The following is a 24,296-nucleotide window of genomic DNA, read 5'->3' on the forward strand; positions in this document are numbered from 1 at the left end:
GTCGAGACTACGCGGGCACCTCGGCGAACGCGCGCACCGGGAACGTGCCGAAGCCTTCGACCGCCGGCGGTGCGGCAGTGAACCGCGCACCCCGAGCGGGCACCGCCCCCAGGTTGGCCAGGTGCTCCACGACGTGCACACCGGCCGCCAGCAGCGACGAGTGCGCAGGACGCTGCCCGCCGGATTGCGTGTCGTCGATGTTCAGCGAGTCGATGCCGACCAGCACCGCCCCCGCATCGATCAGCCATTGCGCGCCCTCGGCAGTCAGGAACGGTGCGTCCACCGCGTATTCGGGCGCACCGAACCAGCGATCCCACCCGGTGTGCAGCAGCACGGCGGCGCCGCGCACGTCGCGGTCCGCGAGCATCTCGGCGCTGATTCCGCGGTTCACGGGCGAGACGGCGTCGTCGAGGTGGAACACCTCGGCGCGCTGCCCGACCAGCGTCGCCAGGTCGAGACCGGCGAGGTCGGCGCCGTCGGCATAGCGGTGATAGGGCGCGTCGAGGTAGGTGCCGGTGTTGCCGATCATGGTGATGATGTCCATCGCGAACTGGGTGCCCGGGGCGTACTTCGCTCGGGAGTCCTCGCGCGTGAGATGCGGCGTGATCACCGGCGCCGGCAGTCCGGGATAGGTCACGAGCCCGGCACGGATCGTGTGCGAGAGGTCGACGACCCGCATCGTGCCCCGGTCGGCGGCATCCGCGGTCGCGATGCCGCGGCTGCCGCGGTGCTGCTCCTGCACGATCTGCAGCCCGCGCAGCTCGAGCCGCCCCACCAGTGCGAGTCCGAGGTGCTGGATGAACAGCCGTCCGATCGCATCGACATCGAGGTCGGCCGAAGGCAGATCGAGCCGGAACCCGGTTCCCGACATCTCTCCGCCGTTGGCGAAGGAGACGGCGAAGTCGAAGTGCGCGCGATAGTCGGACATGGTCGTCAGCCTAGGGCTCTTCCGCGCAGGCATTGACCGGATGACGCCCGCGCACGCGTGTGCACGAGCGTCATCCGGCGATCGAAAGCGCAACCGCTCAGCGCAGCAGCATCGCCCGGCCCGGGTCCTGCAGGATGCCGGCCACATCGACCAGGAACCGCGAGCCTTCGGCGCCGTCCACCAACCGGTGGTCGAACGACAGACTCAGGGTCATCACGTCACGCAGGGCGATCTTGCCCTTGTGCTCCCACGGCCGGCGCTGCACGCTGCCCACGCCCAGGATCCCCGCCTCACCGGGATTGAGGATCGGCGTGCCCGCCTCGATGCCGAACACGCCGAAGTTCGTGATCGAGAACGTGCCGCCCATCATCGCCGCCGGCGCGGTCCTGCCCGAGCGGGCGACCTGCGCGAGCTCGGTGATCGCGTCGGCCAGTTCGACCAGCGTCAGGGTGTCGGCATCGGTGATCACCGGCACGATCAGCCCGCGGTCGGTGGCCGCGGCCACGCCGAGGTTGACGTAGTGATGCTCGACGATCTCGCCGGCCTCGGCATCCCACTTCGCGTTCAGGCTGGGATTGCGGCCGAGCGCGAGGCACACAGCCTTGGCCACGACGGCCATCACGCCGATGCGATGGCCCTCGAGCGACCGGTCGGCCTTCAGCGAGGCGACCAGCCGCATCGTCTTGGTGATGTCGAACGTGTGGAACGTCGACACGTGCGGAGCGGTGAAGGCGCTGCGCACCATCGCCTCGGCGGTGTGCTTGCGCACCCCACGGATCGGCGTGCGGCTCACGCGAGCCTCGTCCCGCGGTGCGGGCGTGGATGCCGCGGCTGCAGCATCCGGCTGTGCGGCCGGCACGACACCGACGTGGGCGGCGTACGCCTCCACGTCGCTGCGGGTGATCAGCCCCGTGACACCGCCGGCTTCGACCAGGGCGAGATCGATGCCCAGGTCCTTGGCGAATTTACGCACCGGTGGCGTGGAGCGCGGACGCTCCACCGGGCGCTCGGCCGGCGTCTCGACGATCGCGTCGTGGGGAGCCGCCTCGAGCACGGCGGTGTCGGTCGCCCCGGTGGCGCCACCGCGCGCGACGCGAGCGCGCCGCTGCGGACGCGCCGACTTGCGGGGGGCCGCCCCGTAGCCGACGAGGTTCGGGGTCGCCTTCTCTTCTTCGGGCTCGGCCGTGCCTGCGACCGGCGCCGACGAAGCAGCCGCCGGCTCATCGCCGGTGTCGAATGTGACGAGCACCTCGCCGACCTCGATCGTGTCTCCGGCGGCGTGGTGCAGCTTGCCCACGGTTCCGGCGAACGGCGAGGGCAGTTCAACGACGGCCTTGGCCGTCTCGACCTCGGCGATGTTCTGGTTCAGCGTGACAGTGTCGCCTTCGGCGATCAGCCACTGCACGAGCTCGGCCTCGGGAAGTCCCTCGCCCAGGTCGGGAAGGCGGAAGTCCTGTGCCATTTAGAGTGCTCCTCTATCTCCGGCCGCTGCGCGGCCGAGGCTCACGCCGGTCACAGTTCGACCCCCGTCAGACTGTTCGGGCGGTCCAGCACGCGGTCGACCGCGTCCAGGATCCGGTCGAGGTCGGGCACATGGTGCTTCTCGAGCTTCGCGGGCGGGTAGGGGATGTCCCACCCGGTCACCCGCACCGGCGCGGACTCGAGGTAGTTGAAGCAGCGTTCGGTCACGCTGGCGATGAGCTCGGCGCCCACACCGGCCTCACGGGCCGCCTCGTGGGTGACGATCACGCGCCCGGTCTTGCGCACCGACGCGGTCACCGTCTTGTAGTCCACCGGCGACAGCGACCGCAGATCGATCACCTCGATCGAGGTGCCTTCGTCTTCTGCCGCAATCGCGGCATCCATCGCCGTGGCCACCTGCGCGCCGTAGGTGAGCAGCGTCACATCGGTGCCGGGCCGCGCGATGCGGGCAAGGCCCATGGGCGCGGCGTCGGCGAGGTCGGTGTCGAGGTTCACGGCACCCTTGGTGTGGTAGAGCCGCTTGGGCTCGAAGAACACGACCGGGTCGTCGCAGGCGATCGCCTGACGCAGCACCACGTAGGCGTCCTGCGGGTTGGAGACGGCGACCACGCGCAGCCCCGACGTGTGCACGAAGTACGCCTCGGGCGACTCGGAGTGGTGCTCGGCCGCTCCCACTCCCCCCGCCCACGGGATGCGGATCGTGATCGGCATCTTCACTGCGCCCTGCGACCGGTAGTGCAGCTTGGCGACGTTGGAGACGATCTGGTCGAACGCGGGATAGACGAACCCGTCGAACTGGATCTCCACGACCGGCCGGTACCCGCGATACGCGAGACCGACCGCGGTGCCCATGATGCCGGATTCGGCCAGCGGGGTGTCGACGATGCGCTGCGCCCCGAACTCGTCGAGCAGCCCATCGGTGACGCGGAACACGCCGCCCAGACGCCCGATGTCCTCACCCATGACCAGGACCTTGTCGTCGTCGCGCATCGCGCGCCGCAGCCCTTCGTTGATGGCCTTGACCATCGTCAGATCGGTCACAGTGCCGCCTCCTCGAATCCGTCGAGGTACGCGCCGAACCAGGCCTTCTCCTCCTCGAGCCCCGTGTGCGGCTCGGCATAGACGTTGTCGAGGATGCTGATGGCCGGAGCGGTCGTCATCTGCAGGCACGCCGCCCGCACCGCGGCGCCGAGGTCATCGGCATCCTTCGCCACCTGTGCGGCGAACGCGTCGCCGAACTCGTCCTGCGCCCGCAGGTACGCCTCGACACGGGCCAGCGGGTCGCGGGAGCGCCAGTACTCGACCTCGTCCTTGCCGCGATAGCGCGTCGGGTCGTCGCTGGTGGTGTGCGGCCCCATCCGGTAGGTGACCGCCTCGATGAACGCGGGTCCCTTGCCGGTGCGCGCGTGATCCAGCGCCCAGCGCATGGCGGCGGTCACGGCGAGCACATCGTTGCCGTCCACCCGCATGCTCGGGATGCCGTAGCCCGGCGCCCGGCCCGCGATGGGGGCCTTCGCCTGCACACCGACGGGTTCGCTGATCGCCCACTGGTTGTTCGTGCACACGAACACGACAGGCGCGTTGTACGAGGCGGCGAAGACCATCGCCTCGTTGAGGTCGCCCTGACTGGTCGCGCCGTCGCCGAACCAGGTCGCCACGGCCTGATCGGTGCCGTCGCGCTGGATGCCCATCGCATAGCCGACCGCGTGCAGCGTCTGGGCGGCGATGATGATCTGCGGGATCGCGGTGCCCAGCTCGTTCGGGTCGTAGCTGGAGTGCGCTTCACCGCGCCAGGCCCGCAGGAATCCTTCGGGCTCGGCGCCGCGGGCGTAGACGACGCCCGTCTCGCGGTAGCTCGGGAACGCGAAGTCATCGGTGCGCAGTGCCCGCGCCGATCCGATCTGCGTGGCTTCCTGCCCCTGGCACGGGGCCCACAGTCCCACCTGGCCCTGCCGCTGCAGGGCCATGCCCTCGGAATCGATGCGGCGCAGCAGCACCATGTCGCGGTACAGCGCGCGCAGCTGCTCGGGGCCGACGTCTGTCACCCACGGGTCGAGCTCGTGGTCGGTGATGCGCTCACCGTCTGCGGTCAGCAGACGTGCGACGTCCTCGACGTCGGAATGCAGGTCTGCGGCTGGAGTAAGGGTGTACACCATCGGTCATCCCTCCTTCTCGCGGGTCCCTCGTGGGGCGCTCCGCGTGACGAGCCGGCGTCATCACCGGATACCCCGAGAGTACGTCCGATTCACACCTAGCTCAAGCATGCCGGGTCATAGTGAGCATGTTGCGCAGAAGCAGGCCGGTCATCCATGCTAATGTTTCGCACTATGGCTCAACTGGACAGCGTTGATCTCGAGCTTCTCGCAACCCTCTCGCACGAACCGCGTGCCACCGTGGTCGCCATCGCCGACAAGCTGGGGCTGAGTCGCAACACCGTCCAGGCGCGGATGGCGCGTCTGGAGCGCTCCGGCGCCTTCCTCTCGTTCGAACGTGCGATTTCGGCCACTGCCCTGGGATTTCCCATCGAGGCATTCATCAGCGTGACGGTGCGTCAGGCCGACCTGCCCTACATCAGAACCGAACTGCACCGGGTCCCCGAGGTCGTGCAGGCGCACGGGCTCAGCGGCCCGATCGATCTGCTCGTGCAGGTCGCCTGCCGCGACACGCAGCACCTGTTCGACACCGACGCACGGATCCTGTCGATCGAAGGCGTCGAGCGCACCGAGACGTCACTGGCCATGGGTGAAGTGATCGGCTACCGCGTGCAGCCGCTGATGGATCTGGCTCGCGCCGAGCTCTGACCCGCCCGCCTTTTCGCGTCGAAATCATGTGATTTCGACCAGGACACATCGAACCGACGTCAAAGCGATGTGTTGCGGTCGAAATCATATGATTTCGTCAGAGAGTGTGACGGCGTCGGCCGATCAGGGCAGGAACGCGGTGATGGCCGCTGCCGCCTCGGCCGGCGTCTCGTAATGGATCAGGTGCCCGACCCCCGGGATCTCCACGAGCGTCGCGTCCGAGAACAGGGCCGCAAGCTCACGCTCCTTCTCGATCGGCGTGATGTCGTCGCGTTCGGCGGCGATCAGCAGCGTCGGCTGAGCGATGCCGGCGGCCGCCTCGCGCACGTCGTGCGTCACGCTCGTCACGAACGCGTCGTGCAGCGCCTCGCGGTCGGCGAAGCGTGAGAAGTACGTGTCGTGCTGGTCGTGCACGAATCGCCGCAACGCGGCATCCTTCGTCTTGACCATCGCAACGCTCATCGCCCGCACGATCAGCCCGTTGCGCAGCAGCGCGTCGCCGGCCCGGGCAGGCAGCTTCGCTCCGAGCCAGTAATAGAAGACGGCGAAACGGGTCAGGATGCCGCGGGGTCCGTCGAGCGCGGGCGCGCCGATCGGATTGACCAGGACGAGCCGCGGCGTGGGCAGGCCCCGTGCGACGGCGGCGGCGGCGACGATCGAGCCGAAGCTGTGGCCGAGGACGACCGCGCCGGGTGCCACGTCCGCGCAGAACGCGGTGAGCCACTGGACATACGCGTCCAGGTCGTGCCGCCGTCCGGGCAGCGGCGGAGTCTGGCCGAAACCGGGCAGATCGGGTGAGACGACGCGGATGCCGGGCAGGTGCGCGACGACCGGCTCCAGCCCGTGATGCTCACCGCGGAAGCCGTGGACCGCGACGATCGTGGTGGTCGCGTCATCGGGTCCGTACACCCAGTACGCCGTGGTGCCGCCCAGCACGCGCGCCTCGTGTCGCGCGACGGGGATGGCCTTCAACTGCTGAGCGTACGGGCTGGGCACGGACGCCTGGTCGGACTCGGTCACCCCACGAGTCTAAAGACCGAGCCGCCCCGCATCGGCGTGGGATCGTGCGATGTCGGAGGGTTCGCATACCGTGGGCGACATGGAGCAGCTCCCTCTCTTCGACACACCTGAATGGTCACGTCGAGTGGGGGTGTTCGATCTGGAGACCACCGGGGTCGACGTGACCCGTGATCGGATCGTCACCGCACACGTGGGAGTGCTCGACGCCGAAGGTGCTGTGCTCAGCGCCCGTGATTGGCTCGCCGACCCCGGCATGGAGATTCCGGATGCCGCGACCGCGGTGCACGGCATCACCACGGCCCATGCGCGGGAGCACGGGCTGCCGGCTGCGCAGGTGGTCGCCGAGGTGTCGGCCGCGCTGCGCGACCTGCTGGACGCAGGTATACCGGTGGTGGCATACAACGCCTCGTATGACTTCTCGCTGCTCAAGTACGAGGCGATCCGCCATGCGCTGGCTCCGCTGGACGCCCCCGCGCCGGTGATCGACCCGCTCGTCATCGACAAGGCCTACGATCGCTATCGCCGCGGCAAGCGGACGCTGACGGCGGTGGCCGAGCACTACGCCGTGCGGCTCGACGACGCGCACGAAGCCTCGGCAGACGCCGTCGCCGCCGGACGAGTGGCCCTGGCCCTGGTCGAACGCTTCGCCGATCTGCTGCCGTCGACGGCCGCGCAGCTGCACACCGATCAGATCGGATGGGCACGCGATCAGGCCGAGAGCCTGACCGAGTATTTCGTCCGCATCGGGCGGATCGACCCGGCCGAGAAGCTCGACGGCAGCTGGCCGGTCCGCTGACGCCGTACCGGCCGGTCCGCTGACGCCGTAGCGGAGCCGCCGACCGACGGCCTGCGCGATCCCGGGTACACCGAAGGCCCCGCCGAGGCGGGGCCTTGAAGACGGTGCTTCGTGCGGGGTCGGCTACTTGCCGGCGCCGAAGTTCTTGAAGCGCTGGTTGAACTTCTCGACACGGCCGGCCGAGTCGAGGATGCGCTGCTTGCCCGTGTAGAACGGGTGCGATGCCGACGAGATCTCGACGTCGATGACGGGGTACTCGACGCCGTCGAGCTCGACGGTCTTGTCGCTGGTCACGGTCGAGCGCGTGAGGAAGGTCTCGCCTGAGCCCAGGTCACGGAACACGACGGCGTGGTAGTCGGGGTGGATGTCAGTCTTCATGGAATTCCTTGCGAGTGCGGAAGGGAAATCTACGGCGCGAGAAGCACCAAGGGTCGATTCTATCAGTGCGCGACGGGTGCTTGCGACGCGGCACGCGCCGCGTACCGCCCCGCGGTACTGGTCAGCTCGATCGGCATGCCGAATGCCGTGCTCAGGTTCGCTGCGGTGAGCGTCTCGGCCAGCGGCCCCGCGGCGACCACCTCGCCTTCGCGCAGCAGCAGGACGTGCGTGAAGCCGACCGGGATCTCTTCGACGTGATGGGTGACCATGATCATGGCCGGAGTGGTGGGCGCCTGGGCGTAGCCGCCCAGCAGCTGCAGCAGCTCTTCGCGCGCACCCAGATCCAGGCTTGCGCTCGGCTCGTCCAGCAGCAGCAGTTCGGGATCGGTCATGACCGACCTGGCGATCTGCACGCGCTTCTGCTCGCCTTCGCTCAGCGTGCCGAATGTGCGATCGGCGAGATGATCCAGCCGCCACTCCGCCAGCACCCGCAGCGCACGGCGCTCGTCGATGTCTTCGTACGACTCGTTCCAGCGGCCCAGCACCGAATAGGCGGCAGTCATCACCGTGTTCAGCACGGTCTCTTCGGGCGGCATCCTCCGCGCCATCGCCGACGACGCGAAACCGATGCGCGGGCGAAGGTCGAACACGTCCGTGCGACCGAGTCGCTCATCGAGGATCGTGACCGTGCCTGCGGTGGGGTGGATGAACGTCGCGGCCAGCTGCAGGATCGTCGTCTTGCCCGCGCCATTGGCACCGAGCACGACCCACCGCTGGTCGTCGTCGACAGACCAGTCGATGCCGTCGACGATGTTCCGGGCGCTTCTGCGAACGACGACGTCGGAGAACTCGAGGACGTGTGGCATGCGTCCAGCCTATCGGCCGGAGCCGACCACCTCCGCGTACAGCGCCGCGGTCTGGGTCGCAATCGTCGCCCAGCTGAAGTCGTCGGTCGCCCGCTCACGCCCCGCCTGGCCGTATCGGGCGGCCTGCTGCGGATCCGAGACCACCTCGGTGAGTGCGGCGGCGAGATCGGCCACGAACCTGTCGGGGTCGTTGGGCGTGCCGGTGCCGTCATCGGCCTGATCGATGGGAACCAGTCGCCCGGTCTGTCCGTCGATCACCACCTCGGGGATTCCCCCGGTGGCCGTGCCCACCACGGCCGCCCCGCACGCCATCGCCTCGAGGTTGACGATGCCCAGCGGCTCGTACACCGAGGGACACACGAACGTGGTCGCCGCCGTCAGCACGGTGCACAGCTCGTGACGGCTCAACAGCCGGTCGATCCACACCACCCCGTCGCGCGTGGCCTGCAGGGCATGCACGAGACCCGTCACCTCGGCCATGATCTCGGGCGTGTCGGGTGCACCCGCACACAGCACGACCTGCACCTCCGGCGGCAGCAGCGCCGCGGCACGCAGCAGATACGGCAGCCCCTTCTGGCGGGTGATCCGTCCGACGAAGACCACCGAGGGACGCTCGGGGTCCACTCCCAGAGCGCGCAGCAGGTCGGGATCGTCGACGGGATGCCACTGCTGCACGTCGATGCCGTTGTAGATGACGCGGACCTTGCGCGGATCCAGGTCGGGATAGCTGCGCAGGATGTCGGAGCGCATGCCGTCCGAGACCGCCACGATCGCCGCGGCCCCCTCGTAGGAGGTCCGCTCGATGAAGCTCGAGACGGCGTAGCCGCCGCCAAGCTGCTCGGCCTTCCACGGGCGCAGCGGCTCGAGGCTGTGCGCGGTGACGATATGCGGAATGCCGTGCAGCAGCGAGGCGAGGTGACCAGCGAAGTTCGCATACCAGGTGTGGCTGTGCACGACATCCGCTCCGGTCACGTCGGCAACGATCCGCAGGTCGGTGCCCATCGTCTGGATCGCCGGATTGGACGAGGCAAGCTCCGCAGGCACGCCGTACGACGTCGTGCCCGGCTCCTCGCGCGCAGCGCCGAATGCGTGCACCCGCACGTCGAGGTCGGCCGCAGCATCCCCCCGCATGGCTTTGACCAGTTCGGTCACATGCACTCCCGCGCCGCCGTATATCTCCGGCGGGTACTCCTTCGTCACGATGTCCACGCGCATGTCAGGAACGCTAGTACACACGCCATCCGGGGCCTAGTGTGGTGCCATGCCAGCCACACCCAAGGTCTTCGGAATCATCCTCGCCGGCGGTGAGGGAAAGCGGCTGATGCCACTGACGGCCGACCGGGCCAAGCCCGCGGTGCCGTTCGGCGGTCAGTACCGCCTGATCGACTTCGCAATCTCGAACCTCATCAATTCGGGGCTGCGCCAGGTGGTGGTGCTCACGCAGTACAAGTCGCACAGCCTCGACCGGCACATCTCGCAGACGTGGCGGATGTCGGCGCTGCTGGATTCGTACGTCGCGTCGGTGCCCGCACAGCAGCGACTGGGCAAACGCTGGTTCTCGGGTTCCGCGGATGCCATCCTGCAGAGTCTGAACCTGCTCAACGACGAGCAGCCCGACATCGTGATCGTCATCGGCGCCGATCACGTCTATCGCATGGACTTCCGCCAGATGCTCGACGCGCACATCGCCTCGGGCGCGCGGGCGACGGTGGCCGGCATCCGCCAGCCGCTGGGCCTCGCGCACCAGTTCGGCGTGATCGACGTCGACCCCGAGCACGACGGCCGGATCCGGCAGTTCCTCGAGAAGCCGCAGAATGCGACCGGGCTGGCCGACGCACCGCACGAGGTGCTGGCCTCGATGGGCAACTACATCTTCGACGCCGACGCGCTGGTGGAGGCGGTCACCGCCGACGGCGAGGAACCCACCTCGAACCATGACATGGGCGGCGACATCGTGCCGTACTTCGTCGACCGAGGCGAAGCAGGCGTCTACGACATGAAGCTCAACGACGTGCCCGGCTCGAACGACCGCGACCATTCGTACTGGCGCGACGTGGGCACGATCGACTCGTTCTTCGACGCCCACATGGATCTGATCTCGACTCTGCCCGTGTTCAACCTCTACAACACGGAGTGGCCGATCCATGCGCAGTCGGTCAACTCGCCGCCGGCGAAGTTCGTGCGCGACTCGGTGGGTCGCATCGGCAACGCCATCGACTCCGTCGTCTCGCTCGGCTCGGTGCTCTCGGGCACCCACCTCGAGCGCAGCGTCGTCGGTCCCTGGACGCTCGCAGGCGGCGGTTCGACCATCACCGATGCCGTGCTGTTCGACCACGTGCGCGTCGGCCAGGGGGCTCGCGTGCACCGCGCGATCCTGGACAAGAACGTCGTCCTCGAAGACGGCGCAACGGTGGGCGTCGATCGCGAGCGCGATCTTGCCCGGGGATTCACCGTGACCGATTCGGGCATCACGATCGTCGGCAAGGGCGTGCGGGTCGAGCGCTGAGCCGCCGATAGGGTGGACGCGTGTCTGCGCGCCTGCTCGTCGTCCTCGATGCCGATTCCACACTGATCCGCAACGAGGTGATCGAGCTCATCGCCGACGAGGTCGGTCGCCGGGCCGAGGTCGCCGCCGCCACGGAGGCGGCGATGCGCGGCGAGGTCGAGTTCGCCGAGAGTCTGCGCGCGCGGGTGCAGGCGCTGCGCGGCGTTCCGACCGCCGCCTTCGCGCGGGTGCTGACCCGCATCGAGCCCACGCCCGGCGTGCGCGAACTCATCGCCGCCGTCCATGAGCGGGGCGGGATCGTGGGCGTCGTCTCCGGCGGGTTCCACGAGATCCTCGACACTGTCGCCCGTGAGCTGGAGGTGGACGCATGGCGAGCCAACCGCTTGGAGGCGGCAGCGGGGGTGCTCACCGGTCGGGTCGACGGCGAGATCGTGGATGCCGCGGCCAAGGCGTCCACGCTCCGAGAATGGGCCGATCGGCACGGCGTGCCGCCCGAGCGCACGATCGCGATCGGCGACGGCGCGAACGACCTGCTGATGATGCAGGCGGCGGCTCTCGGGCTGGCCTTCAACGCGAAGCCTGCCGTGCGGGCCCAGGCCGACCTCGTGGTCGGTCCGGTCGACCTTGCTCAGGTCATCCCACTGCTGCCGCTGTGAGCGCAGTGTCGGACGCCTGGACTAGCGTGCGGGGATGAACATCATCCTGGTGCCCGGACTGTGGCTCGACGCATCATCGTGGGATCTGATCCTGCCCGCCCTGCGCGGTGCCGGCCACAGCGTTCAACCGCTGACGATGCCCGGCACCGGTGGGCGCGCCGCCGACACCGCCGATATCGGCATCGCCGATTGGGTCGCGGCCACCGTCGATGCGATCGACGCGGCTGAGGGCCCGGTCGTGCTCGTCGGGCATTCCGGCGGCGGCAACGTCGTCTGGGGCGCCGCCGACGCGCGGCCCGACCGCGTGGCCCGCGTCGTCTTCGTCGACACGGTCCCGCCACCCGGCGACAACGGCATCTCCGAGTTCGACGTCGTCGACGGTGTCGTGCCGTTCCCGGGGTGGGACTTCTTCCCCGACGAAGACGTCCACGATCTCGACGCGGCCACCCGGGAGCGCACGCTGCCACTGACCCACAGCGTTCCGGCCCGCGTGCCCACCGACCCCATCCGTCTGTCCGACGCCCGCCGGCACGATGTCCCGGTGACGCTGCTCATGGGCGATGCCACGCAGGAGCAGCTGTCGGAGGCGATCCGGCAGTGGGGCCCGTTCGCCGCCGAATATGAGGCGATAGCCGATCTCGAAGTGGTGCGCATCGGGTCGGGCCACTGGCCGCAGTTCTCGGTGCCGGAGCGTCTCGCGCAGCTTCTGGTTCAGGCGATCGACCGCTGAGGGTGGCCATCCGACGGCTGCCGTCCTCGTCCGGTACGTTGACGGGGTGACCTCCAAGCCCTGGATTCTGTTCGACATCGGCGGAGTCTTCGCACTCGCGGACGACGGAGTCTGGCAGAAGCGCTTCTCTCTCGGGCTGCGCGACCTGTCCGGTCTGGACGACGACCAGTTCGGCGCGTGCGTCGACGCCGCCGATCTTCCCCGCATCGATATCGAGTCCGATGTGGAAACCGAGTACTGGAGTCGTCTGGGCGACGCACTGGGCTTGGACGAAACGACGCGCCACGAGGTGCGCGCGCAGTTCTGGGACCTGTACTGCGGCACGCCCAATGAGCAGCTCCTCTCCTACGCGCGCGCACTGCCCGCGCCGGTGGGGCGTGCGGCCCTGTCCAATTCCGCCGACGGAGCCCGAGAACAGGAAGAGCGTCGATTCGGTCTGTCCAGCGTCGTCGATCCGATCTTCTACAGCCACGAGATCGGCGTCAACAAGCCCGCGCTCGCCGCGTATGAGATCGCGCTGGCAGGCATGGGCGCAGGTGCGGCCGATGTGCTGTTCATCGATGACCACCAGGGCTCGCTCGACGGAGCAGCACAGGCGGGCATTCGCGGCATCCTGCACACAGACAACACGACGACCATCGCCGCGATCGAGGACTTCCTCGCCACGTATGGCTAATGCCCCATCCCCAGTCCACCATCGACGGGGATGACGGCGCCCGAGATGTAGGCCGCCTCGTCGGAGGCCAGCCACGCGACCACACCGGCGACCTCGTCGGCCGACGCGTAGCGGCCGGCGGGGATGGCCTTCTTATACTCGGCCTTCTTCTCTTCGGGCAGCTCCGCGGTCATCTCGGTCTCGATGAAGCCGGGTGCCACGACGTTCGCGGTGATTCCCCGCGCGCCGAGTTCACGGGTCAGTGAACGGGCGAAGCCGACGAGCCCCGCCTTGGAGCTTGCGTAGTTTATCTGGCCGGCCGATCCGTACAGCCCGACGACGGAGGAGATCAGGATGACTCGGCCCCAACGCGCCTTCAGCATCCCTTTGGACGCGCGTTTGACGATACGGAACGTGCCGCCGAGATTGGTGGCGACGACGCTGTCGAAGTCGTCGTCGGTCATGCGCAGCAGCAGCGTGTCTTTGGTGATGCCGGCGTTGGCGACCACAACCGTGACCGGACCCAGCTGCTGCTCGATCTCGGTGAAGGCGGCATCCACCGCCGCGGAGTCGGTGACGTCGGCGCGGACGGTCAGCGTCCCCTCGGGGCCCTCGCCCGAACGCGCCGTGACCGCGACACGATAGCCGGCATTCACGAAACGCGTGGCGATGGCCCGGCCGATGCCCCGGTTGCCACCGGTGACGAGGACGACGGGGGCTTCAGACATAGGTGACTCCATGGATCAGCGGTCGGATTCTCGCACCAGCCTAGTGGCGACCATCCGGCGCACTCGGCGTAGGCTGGATGCATCGTGAAGACCACGTCGCACCCTCAATCGGCCACCTCGCTGCCCCGCGCCCCGCGTGACGAGGTGGGAACGCGCTCCCATCGCTATCTGCTGCTGATGGGGATTCGCGTACTGTGCTTCATCCTCATGGTCTTCGTCCAGCCGTTCGGGTGGTACACCTGGGTCTTCGGTGCCGGTGCGATCTTCTTGCCGTACATCGCCGTGGTGCTGGCAAACGTCGGTCAGGACGCGAAGACCGCGGTCGCCGAGACGCCCGAGCGGGCATTGGATGCCACGGCGCACGCGGACTCCGAGCACGCCCCGACGGTGATCACCGTACGCGAGACGCGCGAGATCGGCGGAGAGCCCGAGGCTGCGGCGACCCCGGACGGCACGCAGCCGACCGCCGAGCACCACACTCCCGGCGACGCGTCGTGACTTTCGCGTCCGGTGATGCGGACGCCGCGATCCGCGAGAACGTCCCGATCTGCTCGCGGGCGGGATGCCGTCTTCCGGCCACCGCGCAGATCCTGTGGCGCAACCCCCGTATCCACACAGCCGAGCGACGTAAGATCTGGCTCGCATGCGACGAGCACGTCGCATTCCTGCACGACTATCTCGCCTCGCGCCGCTTTCCGGTCGAGGTCGCCCCCTTCCACGCCGACGAGGACCCTCGATGACCACCCGCCGCCAGTCCGCACCGGCCGCCGTCCGGTGGACCGCCTACGTCGGCGTCGCGATCGTCTTCGCGATCGCCTGCGCGTTCCTCTCGAACTGGCAGCTGAGCAAGAACTCCGAGCGCACTGATCAGCTGCAGCTGATCGCGACGAACTACGACGCCACGCCCGTCGCCCTGGGCGACCTCCTCACCCCCGGCCAGACGCTGCCGGCCGGTGACAAGTGGCGCCCGGTGACGCTGACCGGCACCTACCTCGGCGATCAGCAGCTGCTGGTGCGCAACCGCATTCACGCGGGCACCGCCGCATACGAGATGATCGTGCCCCTGCGCACCGCCGAGGGCCGGGTCTTCCTCGTGGATCGTGGATGGGAGCCCCCGGGCAACCGACAGCCGACGCCTGATGTCATCCCCGCCGCGCCGTCGGGCACCGTCGAGGTGGTCGTGCGTCTGCTGCCGGGCGAGAACCTCCCCTCGGCGGGCAAGAACGCGCCGGCCGGTCAGGTGCCTTCGATCAATCTTCCGCTGATCGCGCAGAAGATCGGCGGGGCCGACGGCGCAGCGCTCGATCGCGGCGCCTACGGCCAGCTGGTCTCCGAGAATCCCGCCCCCGCCACAGCGCCGCGTGGGTTCGATGCCCCTTCGGCCGACCCGGGACCGTTCCTGTCCTATGGCATCCAGTGGATCCTGTTCGCCGTGATGGGGTTCGTGTTCATCTGGTACGTGATCCGGTCCGAGCGGCGCATTCGCCGGGAGGACCGCGAGGACGCCGCCGAGATCGAAGCGCTCGCGGCGACCGACCCCGAAGCCGCCGCGCGGCTGGCGGCCGAGCGCGTGGCCGAACGGACACACAGCCGCACCAAGCTGCGTGCGGACCGCGACTCCGAGGATGAGGACGCGCTGCTCGACCACGCTGAACGCTGAGGCGCGTACGCGGGTCAGGCCAGAGTGATCAGATCGGCGTAGTCGCGACCCCAGATGTCTTCGACGCCGTCGGGCAGGATGAGCACCCGCTCGGGGTTCAGCGCCTCGACAGCGCCCTCGTCGTGCGAGACCAGGACGACCGAGCCTTCGTAGTGCGCCAGTGCGCCGAGGATCTCCTCGCGCGAAGCCGGGTCGAGGTTGTTGGTCGGTTCGTCCAGCAGCAGCACGTTGGCGCTGGAGACGACGAGCGTTGCCAGCGACAGGCGCGTCTTCTCTCCGCCCGACAGCACCCGGGCGGGCTTGAGCACGTCGTCGCCGGTGAACAGGAACGAACCGAGCACCTTGCGGGCCTCGGTCGCGGTGATGTCGGGCGCGGCCGACATCATGTTCTCCAGCACCGACCGGTTCACGTCGAGGTTCTCGTGCTCCTGGGCGTAGTAGCCGATCTTCAGCCCGTGTCCGGGTTCGACCTGTCCGGTGTCGGGCTTGTCCACACCTGCGAGAATGCGCAGCAGCGTCGTCTTGCCCGCGCCGTTCAGACCCAGCACGACCACCCTCGACCCACGGTCGATGGCCAGATCCACATCGGTGAAGATCTCCAGCGATCCGTACGACTTCGACAGCCCCGAGGCCATCAACGGCGTCTTGCCGCACGGTGCCGGCTTGGGGAAGCGCAGCTTCGCGACCCGGTCGACCTGACGCACCTCGTCCAGGCCGCTGAGCAGCTTCTCGGCGCGGGCGATCATCTGGTGGGCGGCGGCGGCTTTGGTGGCCTTCGCGCCGAACTTTGCGGCTTGCTGCTGCAACGCGGTGGCCTTCTTCTCAGCGTTCGCCCGCTCCTTCTTGCGACGCTCCTCGTCGGCCACGCGCTGACGTTGGTAGTTCTTCCAGTTCATGTTGTAGATGTCGATGACCTGACGGTTCGCGTCGAGGTAGAACACCCGATTCACCGTCTCGCCGACCAGTTCGACATCGTGGCTGATCACGATCAGCCCGCCCTTGTAGCTCTTGAGGAACTCCCGCAGCCACACGACACTGTCGGCGTCGAGGTGGTTGGTCGGCTCGTCGAGGATCATGGTCTCGGCATCCGAGAACAGGATGCGCGCCAGTTCGATACGGCGGCGCTGACCGCCCGAGAGGGTGCGCAGCGGCTGGTCGAGGATCCGGTCGGGCAGTGAGAGGTTGTGGGCGATGGATGCCGCTTCGGCTTCGGCTGCGTACCCGCCCAGGGTCTCGAAGCGCTCGGTGAGGTTCGAGTACCGCCGCATCGCGCGGGCCGCGTCATCCATGTCGTCTGAGGCCATCTGCTCAGATGCCTCGCGCATGCCGATCGCCAGAGAACCCAAGCCACGCGCGTCCAGAATGCGGGTGCGCGCGAGCATGTCGGGGTCGCCCGAGCGCGGGTCCTGCGGCAGGTAGCCGAGTTCGCCGGAGCGATCGACCTTGCCCTCGGAGGGCAGCAGGCCACCGGCGAGCACCTTCGTCAGAGTCGTCTTGCCCGCGCCATTGCGCCCGACGAGCCCGATCTTGTCGCCTGCGCCGACACGGAACGACACCTCGGACATGAGGATGCGCGCGCCCACGCGGATCTGCAGGTCGTGCACGGCAAGCACAGTCGACGTCCGTTCGCTCGGTGGAGGGGGATCGGCCAGAAAACGGGCCAGCCTCCCAGTATAGTTCGCCCGGCGTCCGCCTCCCTGAACGTCGCCGCCACGAAGACCACCCTGAAGTATGACGCCGAAGGTACTGCAGAGGGATGTGTCCCCCTGCGCCATCCACCTACCGTTCTGGGGTGGACATCGTCAACGCCTTCCTCCTGACCGCAGCCGCCTCCCCATGGATGCTGCTGGTCATGTTCGCCGTCGCGGTGATCGACGCCGTCTTTCCTCCGATTCCCAGCGAGACCATCCTGGTCGCGGCGGCTGCGGCGCTGGCGGCGTCGGCCGCGGGCGGCGTGATCCCGCTGCTGTGCCTGGCGGCGGCGGCCGGCGCGGTGCTGGGTGACAATCTCGCCTACGGACTGGGTCGCGCGCTGGGCACGCGACGTTTCGGATGGATGCGGCAGCCCCGCGTGGTCGCCGCCCTCGACCGCGCGCAGCAGGCTCTCACCGAACGCGGCGCCGCGCTGATCATCGGTGCCCGCTACATCCCGGCGGGACGGGTCGCCGTGAACATGGCCGCCGGCGCCCTGCGCTACCGGTGGCGCACGTTCTTGCCGGTCAGCGTCGTGGCGGGAGTGAGTTGGGCCGCGTACGGCGCGGGCATCGGCGTGCTCGCCGGCAGCTGGGTTGCCCAGCAGCCGCTGGTGGCGAGTGTGATCGGGGTCGCACTGGCCATCACGATCGGCGTGACAGTGGATCAGCTCGCGGCCGTGCGCCGCCGCCGCGCACGAGCCCGTGCGGCGGAGCAGGCCGCGGCCGCGGCACAGACGAGGCGGGTGGAACTCGTTCCCGAGCACTGTTAGGGTGTGACCCGCATCAGCCGGCTGAGACCAGGCTTCCGATCCGTTCCACGGCCTCGCGCAGCACCGCCGGCGAGCAGCCGATGTTGATGCGCACGTGGCCCTTGCCCTGCACCCCGAACATGGGGCCGAAATGCAACGCCACCTTCGCTTCGCGCAGGATCTTGCGCGCCGGGTTGTCGCCCCAGCCGAGCTCGCGCAGGTCCACCCACGCGAGGTACCCCGCGTCGGGCATGCGATAGCGCGCTCCGGGGACGTGCTCGGTCAGCAGGTCGGCCAGCAGCCGCCGGTTCGCGTCGAGCGTCGCCAGCAGGCTGTCCAGCCACGGGTCGCTCTCCGGCGCGAACGCCGCGACCCCGGCCACCGCCCCGAACAGTCCGGTGCGCCACTCGACCTCGTCGGGCAAAGCGTTCACGACCTTCGCCGTCGCGGCGTCCGCCGTCACCATCAGCGCGCATTTGAGACCGGCCAGGTTGAACGCCTTGCTCGCGCTGGTCACCGCGAACCCCACGCGGGCGGCGGCATCGGATGCCGCCAGGAACGGCGTGAAAACGACTCCCGGCTGCGTCAACGGCGCATGGATCTCATCGCTGATCACGTGCGCGCCATATCGCTCGGCGATCTCGGCCAGCCCTGCCAGGCTCTCGCGGGAGTGCGCCGTTCCCGTGGGATTGTGCGGGTTGCACAAGAGCACCGCCCGCGCGCCGGCGGCCAGAGCAGCCTCGATTCCCGCCAGATCGAGCGCAGGCCCTGCCGCGCCCTCCGTCAGCGGCACACGCTCGACCACTCCGCCCGCTTCGGGCACGGTGTCGTAGAACGGCGGATACACCGGCGGGGTGACCACCACGCGGTCACCGGGCTCGATGACCGCACGCAGCACCTCGACGACGCCCATCATGACGTCGCACGTCGAGCGCACCCTGGCGGGATCGACATCCCACCCCAGGCGGCGCTGCGCGAACGACGCGAACGCCTCACGGATGCCGGGATCCGGCGGTGTGTAGCCGGTGTCGCCCAGCGCCACCGCGGTGTTCAAGCGCGCGGTGATCGCCGGAGCCAGCGCGAAGTCGGTCTCGGCGACGAACAGCGGCAGCACGTCGGCCGGATACTTGCGCCATTTGGTGCTGGAACGCTGCCGCAGCTGATCGATCGGAAGGGCTTCGAGGACGGTGACGGTCACCCCACGAGCCTACCGACGCACGCGAACAGCGTCCGCGCCGACGTCACGGTTCGACTCGCGTCAGATCGCGAACCCGAGCGCGCGCATCATGTCACGCCCGTCGTCGGTGATCTTCTCGGGACCCCACGGCGGCATCCAGACCCAGTTGATGCGGAATCGTTCGACGACGTCGTCCAGCGCCTGCGCCGTCTGCTCTTCGATCACGTCGGTGAGCGGGCAGCCCGCACTGGTCAGCGTCATGTGGACGATCAGCGCATCGTTCTCGTCATCCCAGGCAAGGTCATAGATGAGACCGAGATCGACGACGTTGATCCCCAGCTCGGGGTCCATGACGTCTTTCAGTGCCTCGGTGACCTCGTCGTACTTCTCGGGTGTGAGGGTCGCGCTCATGCTTCGAGTCTACGCATCGATCTCGGCGAGCGGGTCGAGGTCGCCCTCGGGCTCCGGCTCGCCTTCGAGGTAACGGTCGTAGCCCTCTTCTTCAAGGCGGTCGGCCAGCTCCGGCCCGCCTTCTTCGGCAACCCGGCCCTTGACGAGCACGTGCACGAAGTCCGGGTGGATGTAGCGCAGGATCCGGGTGTAGTGCGTGATCAGCAGCACTCCCAGGTTCGTCGCCTCCTTGGCGCGATTCACGCCCTCCGAGACGATCTTCAGCGCATCGACGTCCAGACCCGAGTCGGTCTCGTCGAGGATCGCGATCTTCGGCTGCAGCAGCTCCAGCTGCAGGATCTCGTGGCGCTTCTTCTCGCCGCCCGAGAAGCCCTCGTTCACGTTGCGCTGTGCGAACTTCGCGTCCATGCGCAGGTTCTTCATGGCCTGCTTGACCTCTTTGCTCCACGTGCGCACCGCGGGAGCCTCGCCGTCGACGGCGGTCTTGGCCGTGCGCAGGAAGTTCGTCACGGTCACGCCCGGGATCTCCACCGGGTACTGCATCGCCAGGAACAGGCCGGCGCGTGCGCGCTCGTCGACGGTCATGGCCAGAACGTCCTCGCCGTCGAACGTGATCGAGCCGCCGGTGACCTTGTACTTCGGGTGGCCGGCGATCGTGTAGGCCAGCGTCGACTTGCCCGAGCCGTTCGGGCCCATGATGGCGTGCGTCTCGCCGGTGCGAATCGTGAGGGTGACACCGTTGAGGATCGGCGTGACGCCGGATTCGGTCTCGACGGTCACGTGCAGGTCGCGGATCTCCAGGACTGACATTGATTTTCCTTCGTGAAAGCGTGTGGTGACGGTGCCGGGCTCAGGCCACGGCCTTGGTGACGGCGGGGTCGATGAGAACATCGTCGCCGTCGATCTGAACGACATACACCGGCACCGGTTCGTATGCGGGCAGATTCAGCGCGGCGCCGGTGCGCAGCGAGAAGCGCGAGCCATGGGCCCAGCACTCCACGGTGTCGTCCTCGACGAACCCCTCGGACAGAGAGACCTCGCCGTGCGTGCATGTGTCGCCGATCGCGTGCACGTCGCCGGCTGAGTCGAGCACGACGCAGATCGGCACGTCATCCAGAACGACCTTCAGGGGCTGGTCCTGCACGAGCTCGCTGAGTGCACAGGCCCGCGCAGCGCTCATGCCGTCGCCTCGGCGGGCGCCAGCATCTCGTCGTCGGCCAGTTCGCGCTCGATGTGCGAGATCAGCTGCGTCTCAAGCGAGGGGATGCCGATGCGCTGGATGACCTCGCTGAGGAATCCGAGCACGACCAGGCGACGGGCTTCGAGCTCGCTGATCCCACGAGCCTGCAGGTAGAACAGCTGCTCGTCGTCGAAGCGACCCGTGGCACTGGCGTGACCGGCACCGCGGATGTCTCCGATCTCGATCTCGAGGTTCGGGATCGAGTCCGCGCGTGCGCCCGGCGTCAGAGCCAGGTTGCGGTTGGCCTCGTACGAGTCGGTGTCGACGGCGTTGCGCCCGATCAGCACGTCGCCGACCCACACGGTGTGCGCGTCGGTCCCCTGCAGCGCGGTCTTGTAGAGCACGTTGGCACGGGTGGCCACGCCCTCATGGTGTACGAACACCTGGCTCTCCAGGTGCTGCCCGGCGTCGCAGAAGCCGACGCCGTAGACGTCGGCGTGCGACCCCGCGCCGGCCAGCAGGATGCTGGGGTTGACCCGCACCAGGTCGCCGCCGAAGCTGACGACGAAGTGGCGCAGCGACGCATCCTTGGCCACGACAGCCTGGTGGGACGCTGCGTGCACGGCATCGCGATCCCAGTCCTGCACGGCGATCACGGTCAGACGCGCGCCCTCACGGACGAGGATCTCGACGTTCTGCGCGTACTGCGCCGCCCCGCTGTGGTTGAGCACGACGGTGGCCTGGCTGTTGGCCTCGGCCTCGATCACGAGGTGGGCGTCGGCGCGGTCATGAGCACTCGTGCCGGTGATGGACACCGTGATCGGCTCGGCGACCTCTTCACCGCGCGGCACGCGCACGTGCAGCGCCTGGCTCGAACCCTGCCATGCCACTGCCGAGACGACGTCTTCGGGGCGGAACGTCTCACCGCGGGGTGCGACGCCGATGGCCAGCGGAGGCTGCACGAAGCGCTCGTCGCTGACTTCGTACTGCACGGCGTCATCGCCTGTGGCGACCGCGAACAGGGGCCGCACGCGGGCGATCGGCGTGTGCTTCCAGTTCACCTCGTGCCCGTTCGGCTCGCCGAAGTCGGCGGGCTCGAACGAGTGCGGGCGCTCGGAGCGCGTCTGCACCGGCGCTTCGTAGGTGCGCAGCAGCTGCGCCGCGGGGTCGATGTGGGCGTGGTTGTCTTCCGTCCGAGCGGCGGGAACCTGCTCGGACGCTGTCGTCGTGGCCGCCATCTAGCCGACCGATCCTTCCATGCCCATCTCGATGAGCTTGTTCAATTCCAACGCGTATTCCATGGGCAGCTCACGCGCGATCGGCTCGATGAAGCCGCGCACGATCATCGCCATCGCCTCGTCTTCGGGCATGCCGCGCGACTGCAGATAGAACAGCTGCTCGGCACTGACCTTCGACACCGTCGCCTCGTGACCGAGTTCTGCGTCGTCGACCCGGATGTCGATCGCGGGGTAGGTGTCAGAGCGCGACATGGTGTCCACCAGCAGGGCATCGCAGCGCACGGTGTTGGCCGCGTGGTGCGCGGTCGGCTCGACCCGCACCTCGCCGCGGTAACCCGAGCGCCCACCACCGCGGGCGATCGACTTGGACACGATCGAGGACTGCGTGTACGGCGCCAGGTGAATCATCTTCGCGCCGGCATCCTGGTGCTGGCCGGGACCGGCGAAGGCCACCGACAGGGTCTCGCCCTTGGCGTGCTCGCCGGCGAGGTAGATCGACGGGTACTTCATGGTCACCTTGGATCCGATGTTGCCGTCGACCCATTCCATCGTGGCGCCCTCGTGCGCGATCGCACGCTTGGTGACCAGGTTGTAGACGTTGTTCGACCAGTTCTGGATCGTCGTGTACCGCACGCGTGCGTTCTTCTTCACGACGATCTCGACGACGGCCGAGTGCAGCGAGTCCGACTTGTACACGGGAGCCGTGCAGCCCTCGATGTAGTGGACGTACGAGCCCTCGTCGGCGATGATCAGCGTCCGCTCGAACTGACCCATGTTCTCGGTGTTGATGCGGAAGTACGCCTGCAGCGGGATCTCGACGTGCACGCCCGGCGGCACGTAGACGAACGAGCCGCCCGACCACACCGCGGTGTTCAGCGCGGCGAACTTGTTGTCGCCGGCCGGGATGATCGTGCCGAAGTATTCCTCGAAGAACTCGGGGTGCTCGCGAAGTCCGGTGTCGGTGTCGGTGAAGATGACTCCCTGCGCCTCCAGATCCTCACGGATCTGGCGGTACACGACCTCGGACTCGTACTGTGCCGTCACACCGGCGACCAGGCGCTGGCGCTCGGCCTCGGGGATGCCGAGCCGCTCATACGTGTTGCGGATGTCTTCGGGGAGGTCTTCCCAGGTCTCGGCCTGGCCCTCGGTCGAGCGCACGAAGTACTTGATGTGGTCGAAGTCGATCTCACTGAGATCGGCGCCCCACGTCGGCATCGGTTTGCGTTCGAACAGCTTCAGGCCCTTGAGCCGGCTGCGCAGCATCCACTCGGGCTCGTTCTTCAGCTGCGAGATTCCGCGTACAACGGACTCGGTCAGGCCGCGCTGGGCGATGGCACCGGCGGCATCGGCGTCGTGCCAGCCGAATTCGTACACCCCCAGGCCATCGAGTTCCGGGCGTTCGATCAGAACATCAGACATGACGTCACACACTCTCCTCTTCGGACCGCTACGGTGTCATCCGTCCCGGCAACTCAGTCCCCCACGGGAGTGGTGGGGGTGGATGCCGCTTCTCGGGCCCCGCTCTTCAGACGCGATCAGCACGCCTAGACTGTCAGGGATGCGCTCCGCAGGTGCGGTGCATCCGACCCCTCGATTCTATAGGGTCCCTGCGACCGGCGGGCCGGACCCATCCCGCGACGCGCTGCGGACCGGCCTGGAGGCAGCATCCCGATGTCCACGCAAACGACCACCCCCTCGCGCCCGACACTGCGCCGGCGGATCTGGGAGTGGCTGCCCGACAGCGTGGATCGCCGGGTACGGGTGGCGGCCTGGATCTCGTTCATCACCGAAGTGCTCATCATCGGCACCGGCGGTGCGGTGCGGCTGACCGGGTCGGGCCTGGGCTGCGAATGGCCGCTGTGCACGCCGGACTCGCTCGTGCCGCTGCCGGGCATGGGCCTGCACTCCTACATCGAGTTCGGCAACCGGCTCATGACCGGTGTGGTGGGGCTGGCCGCCCTCGCCGTGCTGCTGCTGATCCTGCGGATCCGCCGCGACCGGCGCGATCTGTACACCATCGCGTGGATCGTGATCGGCGGCATCCTCGCGCAGGCGGTCGTGGGCGGCATCACGGTTCTCACCGGACTGAACGCGTGGATCGTGGGCTTCCACTTCCTCGCGACGCTGGCCCTGGTGGGACTGACCGCGGCGTTCGTGGTGCGCGCCTATGACGAGCGCGGACCGCGTGTCGCCGCCGTGCCGCGCTGGTACGCGATCCTCACCCACATCACCTCGGTCGCGCTCGTGCTGACCCTTCTGATCGGCGTGCTGACCACGGCATCCGGCCCGCATTCTGGCGACCAGCGCGTCGTACGGCACCTGCTCAACCCCGAGATCATGGCCCACGTGCACTCGATCCCCGGCTACACGCTGCTCGTGCTCGTGGTCGTGCTCATGGCCGTCGCCTCTGTGCAGAGGCTGCCCACCAGGCCGTGGCTGCTCAGTCTGCTGGTGCTGCTGCTGGTGCAGATCCCGCTGGGGATCTATCAGGCCGACGAGGGGCTTCCCGCCCTGGCCGTCGGCATCCACATGATCATCGCGGGACTGTCGGTGGCCGCGATGACCGTCGTGGTGCTGCGCCTGAAGCGACACGCCTGACCCCACCGGCGGCGGCCGAGCCGCGAGGGGCGCGGCGACCGGG

General features: G+C 68.4%; 27 protein-coding genes. 11 read left to right on the top strand and 16 right to left on the bottom strand.

The window, feature by feature from the left end:
• Window positions 1–7: 7 nt before the first annotated feature.
• From QU603_RS09230 to pdhA, 4 genes are all read right to left on the bottom strand, one after another.
• Window positions 8–928 (bottom strand): cyclase family protein, encoded by a 921-nt coding sequence (locus tag QU603_RS09230; protein WP_308491096.1) that lies wholly within the window; start codon window positions 926–928, stop codon window positions 8–10.
• A 97-nt stretch (window positions 929–1,025) separates the two neighbouring features.
• Complete coding sequence (locus QU603_RS09235; protein WP_308491097.1) at window positions 1,026–2,390, bottom strand: dihydrolipoamide acetyltransferase family protein; 1,365 nt, start codon at window positions 2,388–2,390, stop codon at window positions 1,026–1,028.
• A 50-nt stretch (window positions 2,391–2,440) separates the two neighbouring features.
• Window positions 2,441–3,451, bottom strand: coding sequence for an alpha-ketoacid dehydrogenase subunit beta (locus QU603_RS09240; protein WP_308491098.1), 1,011 nt, complete (start codon window positions 3,449–3,451; stop codon window positions 2,441–2,443).
• Window positions 3,448–4,566, bottom strand: coding sequence for a pyruvate dehydrogenase (acetyl-transferring) E1 component subunit alpha (gene pdhA, locus QU603_RS09245; RefSeq protein ID WP_308491099.1), 1,119 nt, complete (start codon window positions 4,564–4,566; stop codon window positions 3,448–3,450). The genes QU603_RS09240 and pdhA overlap by 4 nt, the downstream gene beginning before the upstream one ends.
• A gap of 171 nt (window positions 4,567–4,737) precedes the next feature.
• Here pdhA and QU603_RS09250 point away from each other — a divergent pair, with 171 nt between their 5' ends.
• Complete coding sequence (locus QU603_RS09250) at window positions 4,738–5,211, top strand: Lrp/AsnC family transcriptional regulator (RefSeq protein WP_308491100.1); 474 nt, start codon at window positions 4,738–4,740, stop codon at window positions 5,209–5,211.
• 123 nt (window positions 5,212–5,334) lie between these two features.
• Here QU603_RS09250 and QU603_RS09255 read toward each other — a convergent pair whose 3' ends face one another.
• Window positions 5,335–6,231, bottom strand: coding sequence for an alpha/beta fold hydrolase (locus tag QU603_RS09255; protein WP_308491101.1), 897 nt, complete (start codon window positions 6,229–6,231; stop codon window positions 5,335–5,337).
• A gap of 79 nt (window positions 6,232–6,310) precedes the next feature.
• Between QU603_RS09255 and QU603_RS09260 the strand changes: the two genes are divergently transcribed.
• A complete protein-coding gene (locus QU603_RS09260) occupies window positions 6,311–7,027 on the top strand; it encodes a 3'-5' exonuclease (protein WP_308491102.1) in 717 nt (238 codons plus the stop codon).
• Window positions 7,028–7,150: 123 nt separating this feature from the next.
• Here QU603_RS09260 and QU603_RS09265 read toward each other — a convergent pair whose 3' ends face one another.
• The 3 genes from QU603_RS09265 to glgA form a co-directional block, all read right to left on the bottom strand.
• The gene (locus tag QU603_RS09265) at window positions 7,151–7,405 is read right to left on the bottom strand and encodes a type B 50S ribosomal protein L31 (RefSeq protein ID WP_308491103.1); all 255 of its coding nucleotides are present in this window, start codon (window positions 7,403–7,405) and stop codon (window positions 7,151–7,153) included.
• Between the two features lie 62 nt (window positions 7,406–7,467).
• Window positions 7,468–8,271 (bottom strand): ABC transporter ATP-binding protein, encoded by an 804-nt coding sequence (locus QU603_RS09270; RefSeq protein WP_308491104.1) that lies wholly within the window; start codon window positions 8,269–8,271, stop codon window positions 7,468–7,470.
• A gap of 9 nt (window positions 8,272–8,280) precedes the next feature.
• Window positions 8,281–9,486: a glycogen synthase gene (glgA, locus tag QU603_RS09275; protein ID WP_308491105.1), complete on the bottom strand. Its 1,206-nt coding sequence runs from the start codon at window positions 9,484–9,486 to the stop codon at window positions 8,281–8,283.
• A gap of 46 nt (window positions 9,487–9,532) precedes the next feature.
• Here glgA and glgC point away from each other — a divergent pair, with 46 nt between their 5' ends.
• Genes glgC through QU603_RS09295 form a run of 4 tightly spaced genes read left to right on the top strand, consistent with a single transcriptional unit; the run spans window position 9,533 to window position 12,839 of the window.
• Window positions 9,533–10,777, top strand: a complete 1,245-nt coding sequence (gene glgC / locus QU603_RS09280; protein WP_308491106.1) for a glucose-1-phosphate adenylyltransferase — start codon at window positions 9,533–9,535, stop codon at window positions 10,775–10,777.
• A 20-nt stretch (window positions 10,778–10,797) separates the two neighbouring features.
• The gene (serB, locus tag QU603_RS09285; protein ID WP_308491107.1) at window positions 10,798–11,433 is read left to right on the top strand and encodes a phosphoserine phosphatase SerB; all 636 of its coding nucleotides are present in this window, start codon (window positions 10,798–10,800) and stop codon (window positions 11,431–11,433) included.
• Between the two features lie 34 nt (window positions 11,434–11,467).
• On the top strand, window positions 11,468–12,163 hold the full coding sequence (locus tag QU603_RS09290) for an alpha/beta fold hydrolase (protein ID WP_308491108.1): 696 nt from the start codon (window positions 11,468–11,470) through the stop codon (window positions 12,161–12,163).
• A gap of 46 nt (window positions 12,164–12,209) precedes the next feature.
• The gene (locus QU603_RS09295) at window positions 12,210–12,839 is read left to right on the top strand and encodes an HAD family hydrolase (protein WP_308491109.1); all 630 of its coding nucleotides are present in this window, start codon (window positions 12,210–12,212) and stop codon (window positions 12,837–12,839) included.
• On the opposite strand, the gene fabG is transcribed toward QU603_RS09295, so the two are convergent.
• Complete coding sequence (gene fabG / locus QU603_RS09300; RefSeq protein WP_308491110.1) at window positions 12,836–13,546, bottom strand: 3-oxoacyl-ACP reductase FabG; 711 nt, start codon at window positions 13,544–13,546, stop codon at window positions 12,836–12,838. The two genes, QU603_RS09295 and fabG, sit on opposite strands and share 4 nt — an antisense overlap.
• Window positions 13,547–13,630: 84 nt before the next feature.
• Between fabG and QU603_RS09305 the strand changes: the two genes are divergently transcribed.
• The 3 genes from QU603_RS09305 to QU603_RS09315 are packed head-to-tail and all read left to right on the top strand — an operon-like array spanning window position 13,631 to window position 15,206.
• Window positions 13,631–14,044 carry a DUF3099 domain-containing protein gene (locus QU603_RS09305; protein WP_308491111.1) on the top strand — a complete coding sequence of 138 codons (414 nt, stop codon included), beginning with the start codon at window positions 13,631–13,633 and terminating at the stop codon, window positions 14,042–14,044.
• Window positions 14,041–14,286 (top strand): hypothetical protein, encoded by a 246-nt coding sequence (locus QU603_RS09310; protein ID WP_308491112.1) that lies wholly within the window; start codon window positions 14,041–14,043, stop codon window positions 14,284–14,286. The genes QU603_RS09305 and QU603_RS09310 overlap by 4 nt, the downstream gene beginning before the upstream one ends.
• Window positions 14,283–15,206: an SURF1 family cytochrome oxidase biogenesis protein gene (locus tag QU603_RS09315; protein WP_308491113.1), complete on the top strand. Its 924-nt coding sequence runs from the start codon at window positions 14,283–14,285 to the stop codon at window positions 15,204–15,206. Before QU603_RS09310 ends, QU603_RS09315 begins: the two co-directional genes overlap by 4 nt.
• A 14-nt stretch (window positions 15,207–15,220) precedes the next feature.
• Here the strand turns inward: QU603_RS09315 and QU603_RS09320 are convergent, their stop codons facing one another.
• Complete coding sequence (locus tag QU603_RS09320; protein WP_308491114.1) at window positions 15,221–16,819, bottom strand: ABC-F family ATP-binding cassette domain-containing protein; 1,599 nt, start codon at window positions 16,817–16,819, stop codon at window positions 15,221–15,223.
• A gap of 179 nt (window positions 16,820–16,998) precedes the next feature.
• Here QU603_RS09320 and QU603_RS09325 point away from each other — a divergent pair, with 179 nt between their 5' ends.
• The gene (locus QU603_RS09325; protein WP_308491115.1) at window positions 16,999–17,670 is read left to right on the top strand and encodes a DedA family protein; all 672 of its coding nucleotides are present in this window, start codon (window positions 16,999–17,001) and stop codon (window positions 17,668–17,670) included.
• Window positions 17,671–17,683: 13 nt separating this feature from the next.
• Here QU603_RS09325 and QU603_RS09330 read toward each other — a convergent pair whose 3' ends face one another.
• Genes QU603_RS09330 through sufB form a run of 6 tightly spaced genes read right to left on the bottom strand, consistent with a single transcriptional unit; the run spans window position 17,684 to window position 23,074 of the window.
• Window positions 17,684–18,847: a MalY/PatB family protein gene (locus tag QU603_RS09330; protein WP_308491116.1), complete on the bottom strand. Its 1,164-nt coding sequence runs from the start codon at window positions 18,845–18,847 to the stop codon at window positions 17,684–17,686.
• Window positions 18,848–18,907: 60 nt separating this feature from the next.
• Window positions 18,908–19,237, bottom strand: a complete 330-nt coding sequence (locus tag QU603_RS09335) for a metal-sulfur cluster assembly factor (RefSeq protein WP_308491117.1) — start codon at window positions 19,235–19,237, stop codon at window positions 18,908–18,910.
• A 9-nt stretch (window positions 19,238–19,246) separates the two neighbouring features.
• The gene (gene sufC, locus QU603_RS09340) at window positions 19,247–20,047 is read right to left on the bottom strand and encodes a Fe-S cluster assembly ATPase SufC (protein ID WP_308491118.1); all 801 of its coding nucleotides are present in this window, start codon (window positions 20,045–20,047) and stop codon (window positions 19,247–19,249) included.
• Window positions 20,048–20,087: 40 nt separating this feature from the next.
• Entirely contained in the window at window positions 20,088–20,417 is a 330-nt protein-coding gene (locus QU603_RS09345) for a non-heme iron oxygenase ferredoxin subunit (RefSeq protein ID WP_308491119.1), read from the bottom strand.
• Window positions 20,414–21,655 carry a Fe-S cluster assembly protein SufD gene (gene sufD, locus QU603_RS09350; RefSeq protein WP_308491120.1) on the bottom strand — a complete coding sequence of 414 codons (1,242 nt, stop codon included), beginning with the start codon at window positions 21,653–21,655 and terminating at the stop codon, window positions 20,414–20,416. Before sufD ends, QU603_RS09345 begins: the two co-directional genes overlap by 4 nt.
• Complete coding sequence (gene sufB, locus QU603_RS09355; RefSeq protein ID WP_308491121.1) at window positions 21,656–23,074, bottom strand: Fe-S cluster assembly protein SufB; 1,419 nt, start codon at window positions 23,072–23,074, stop codon at window positions 21,656–21,658.
• 252 nt (window positions 23,075–23,326) lie between these two features.
• On the opposite strand from sufB, the gene QU603_RS09360 reads away from it, so the two are divergent.
• Window positions 23,327–24,253, top strand: coding sequence for a COX15/CtaA family protein (locus tag QU603_RS09360; RefSeq protein WP_308491122.1), 927 nt, complete (start codon window positions 23,327–23,329; stop codon window positions 24,251–24,253).
• The last annotated feature ends 43 nt before the right edge of the window (window positions 24,254–24,296 follow it).

Origin of the sequence: Microbacterium terrisoli, from assembly GCF_030866805.1 — a bacterium.
GTDB classification, from domain to species: domain Bacteria; phylum Actinomycetota; class Actinomycetes; order Actinomycetales; family Microbacteriaceae; genus Microbacterium; species Microbacterium terrisoli.

Excerpts from the sequence above, each read along its gene's own strand:
- QU603_RS09230 (WP_308491096.1), bottom strand. The coding sequence starts at position 928 with ATGTCCGACTATCGCGCGCACTTCGACTTCGCCGTCTCCTTCGCCAAC.
- QU603_RS09235 (WP_308491097.1), bottom strand. The coding sequence starts at position 2,390 with ATGGCACAGGACTTCCGCCTTCCCGACCTGGGCGAGGGACTTCCCGAG.
- pdhA (WP_308491099.1), bottom strand. The coding sequence starts at position 4,566 with ATGGTGTACACCCTTACTCCAGCCGCAGACCTGCATTCCGACGTCGAG.
- QU603_RS09250 (WP_308491100.1), top strand. The coding sequence starts at position 4,738 with ATGGCTCAACTGGACAGCGTTGATCTCGAGCTTCTCGCAACCCTCTCG.
- QU603_RS09260 (WP_308491102.1), top strand. The coding sequence starts at position 6,311 with ATGGAGCAGCTCCCTCTCTTCGACACACCTGAATGGTCACGTCGAGTG.
- QU603_RS09265 (WP_308491103.1), bottom strand. The coding sequence starts at position 7,405 with ATGAAGACTGACATCCACCCCGACTACCACGCCGTCGTGTTCCGTGAC.
- QU603_RS09270 (WP_308491104.1), bottom strand. The coding sequence starts at position 8,271 with ATGCCACACGTCCTCGAGTTCTCCGACGTCGTCGTTCGCAGAAGCGCC.
- glgA (WP_308491105.1), bottom strand. The coding sequence starts at position 9,486 with ATGCGCGTGGACATCGTGACGAAGGAGTACCCGCCGGAGATATACGGC.
- glgC (WP_308491106.1), top strand. The coding sequence starts at position 9,533 with ATGCCAGCCACACCCAAGGTCTTCGGAATCATCCTCGCCGGCGGTGAG.
- QU603_RS09290 (WP_308491108.1), top strand. The coding sequence starts at position 11,468 with ATGAACATCATCCTGGTGCCCGGACTGTGGCTCGACGCATCATCGTGG.
- fabG (WP_308491110.1), bottom strand. The coding sequence starts at position 13,546 with ATGTCTGAAGCCCCCGTCGTCCTCGTCACCGGTGGCAACCGGGGCATC.
- QU603_RS09315 (WP_308491113.1), top strand. The coding sequence starts at position 14,283 with ATGACCACCCGCCGCCAGTCCGCACCGGCCGCCGTCCGGTGGACCGCC.
- QU603_RS09335 (WP_308491117.1), bottom strand. The coding sequence starts at position 19,237 with ATGAGCGCGACCCTCACACCCGAGAAGTACGACGAGGTCACCGAGGCA.
- sufC (WP_308491118.1), bottom strand. The coding sequence starts at position 20,047 with ATGTCAGTCCTGGAGATCCGCGACCTGCACGTGACCGTCGAGACCGAA.
- QU603_RS09345 (WP_308491119.1), bottom strand. The coding sequence starts at position 20,417 with ATGAGCGCTGCGCGGGCCTGTGCACTCAGCGAGCTCGTGCAGGACCAG.
- sufD (WP_308491120.1), bottom strand. The coding sequence starts at position 21,655 with ATGGCGGCCACGACGACAGCGTCCGAGCAGGTTCCCGCCGCTCGGACG.
- sufB (WP_308491121.1), bottom strand. The coding sequence starts at position 23,074 with ATGTCTGATGTTCTGATCGAACGCCCGGAACTCGATGGCCTGGGGGTG.
- QU603_RS09360 (WP_308491122.1), top strand. The coding sequence starts at position 23,327 with ATGTCCACGCAAACGACCACCCCCTCGCGCCCGACACTGCGCCGGCGG.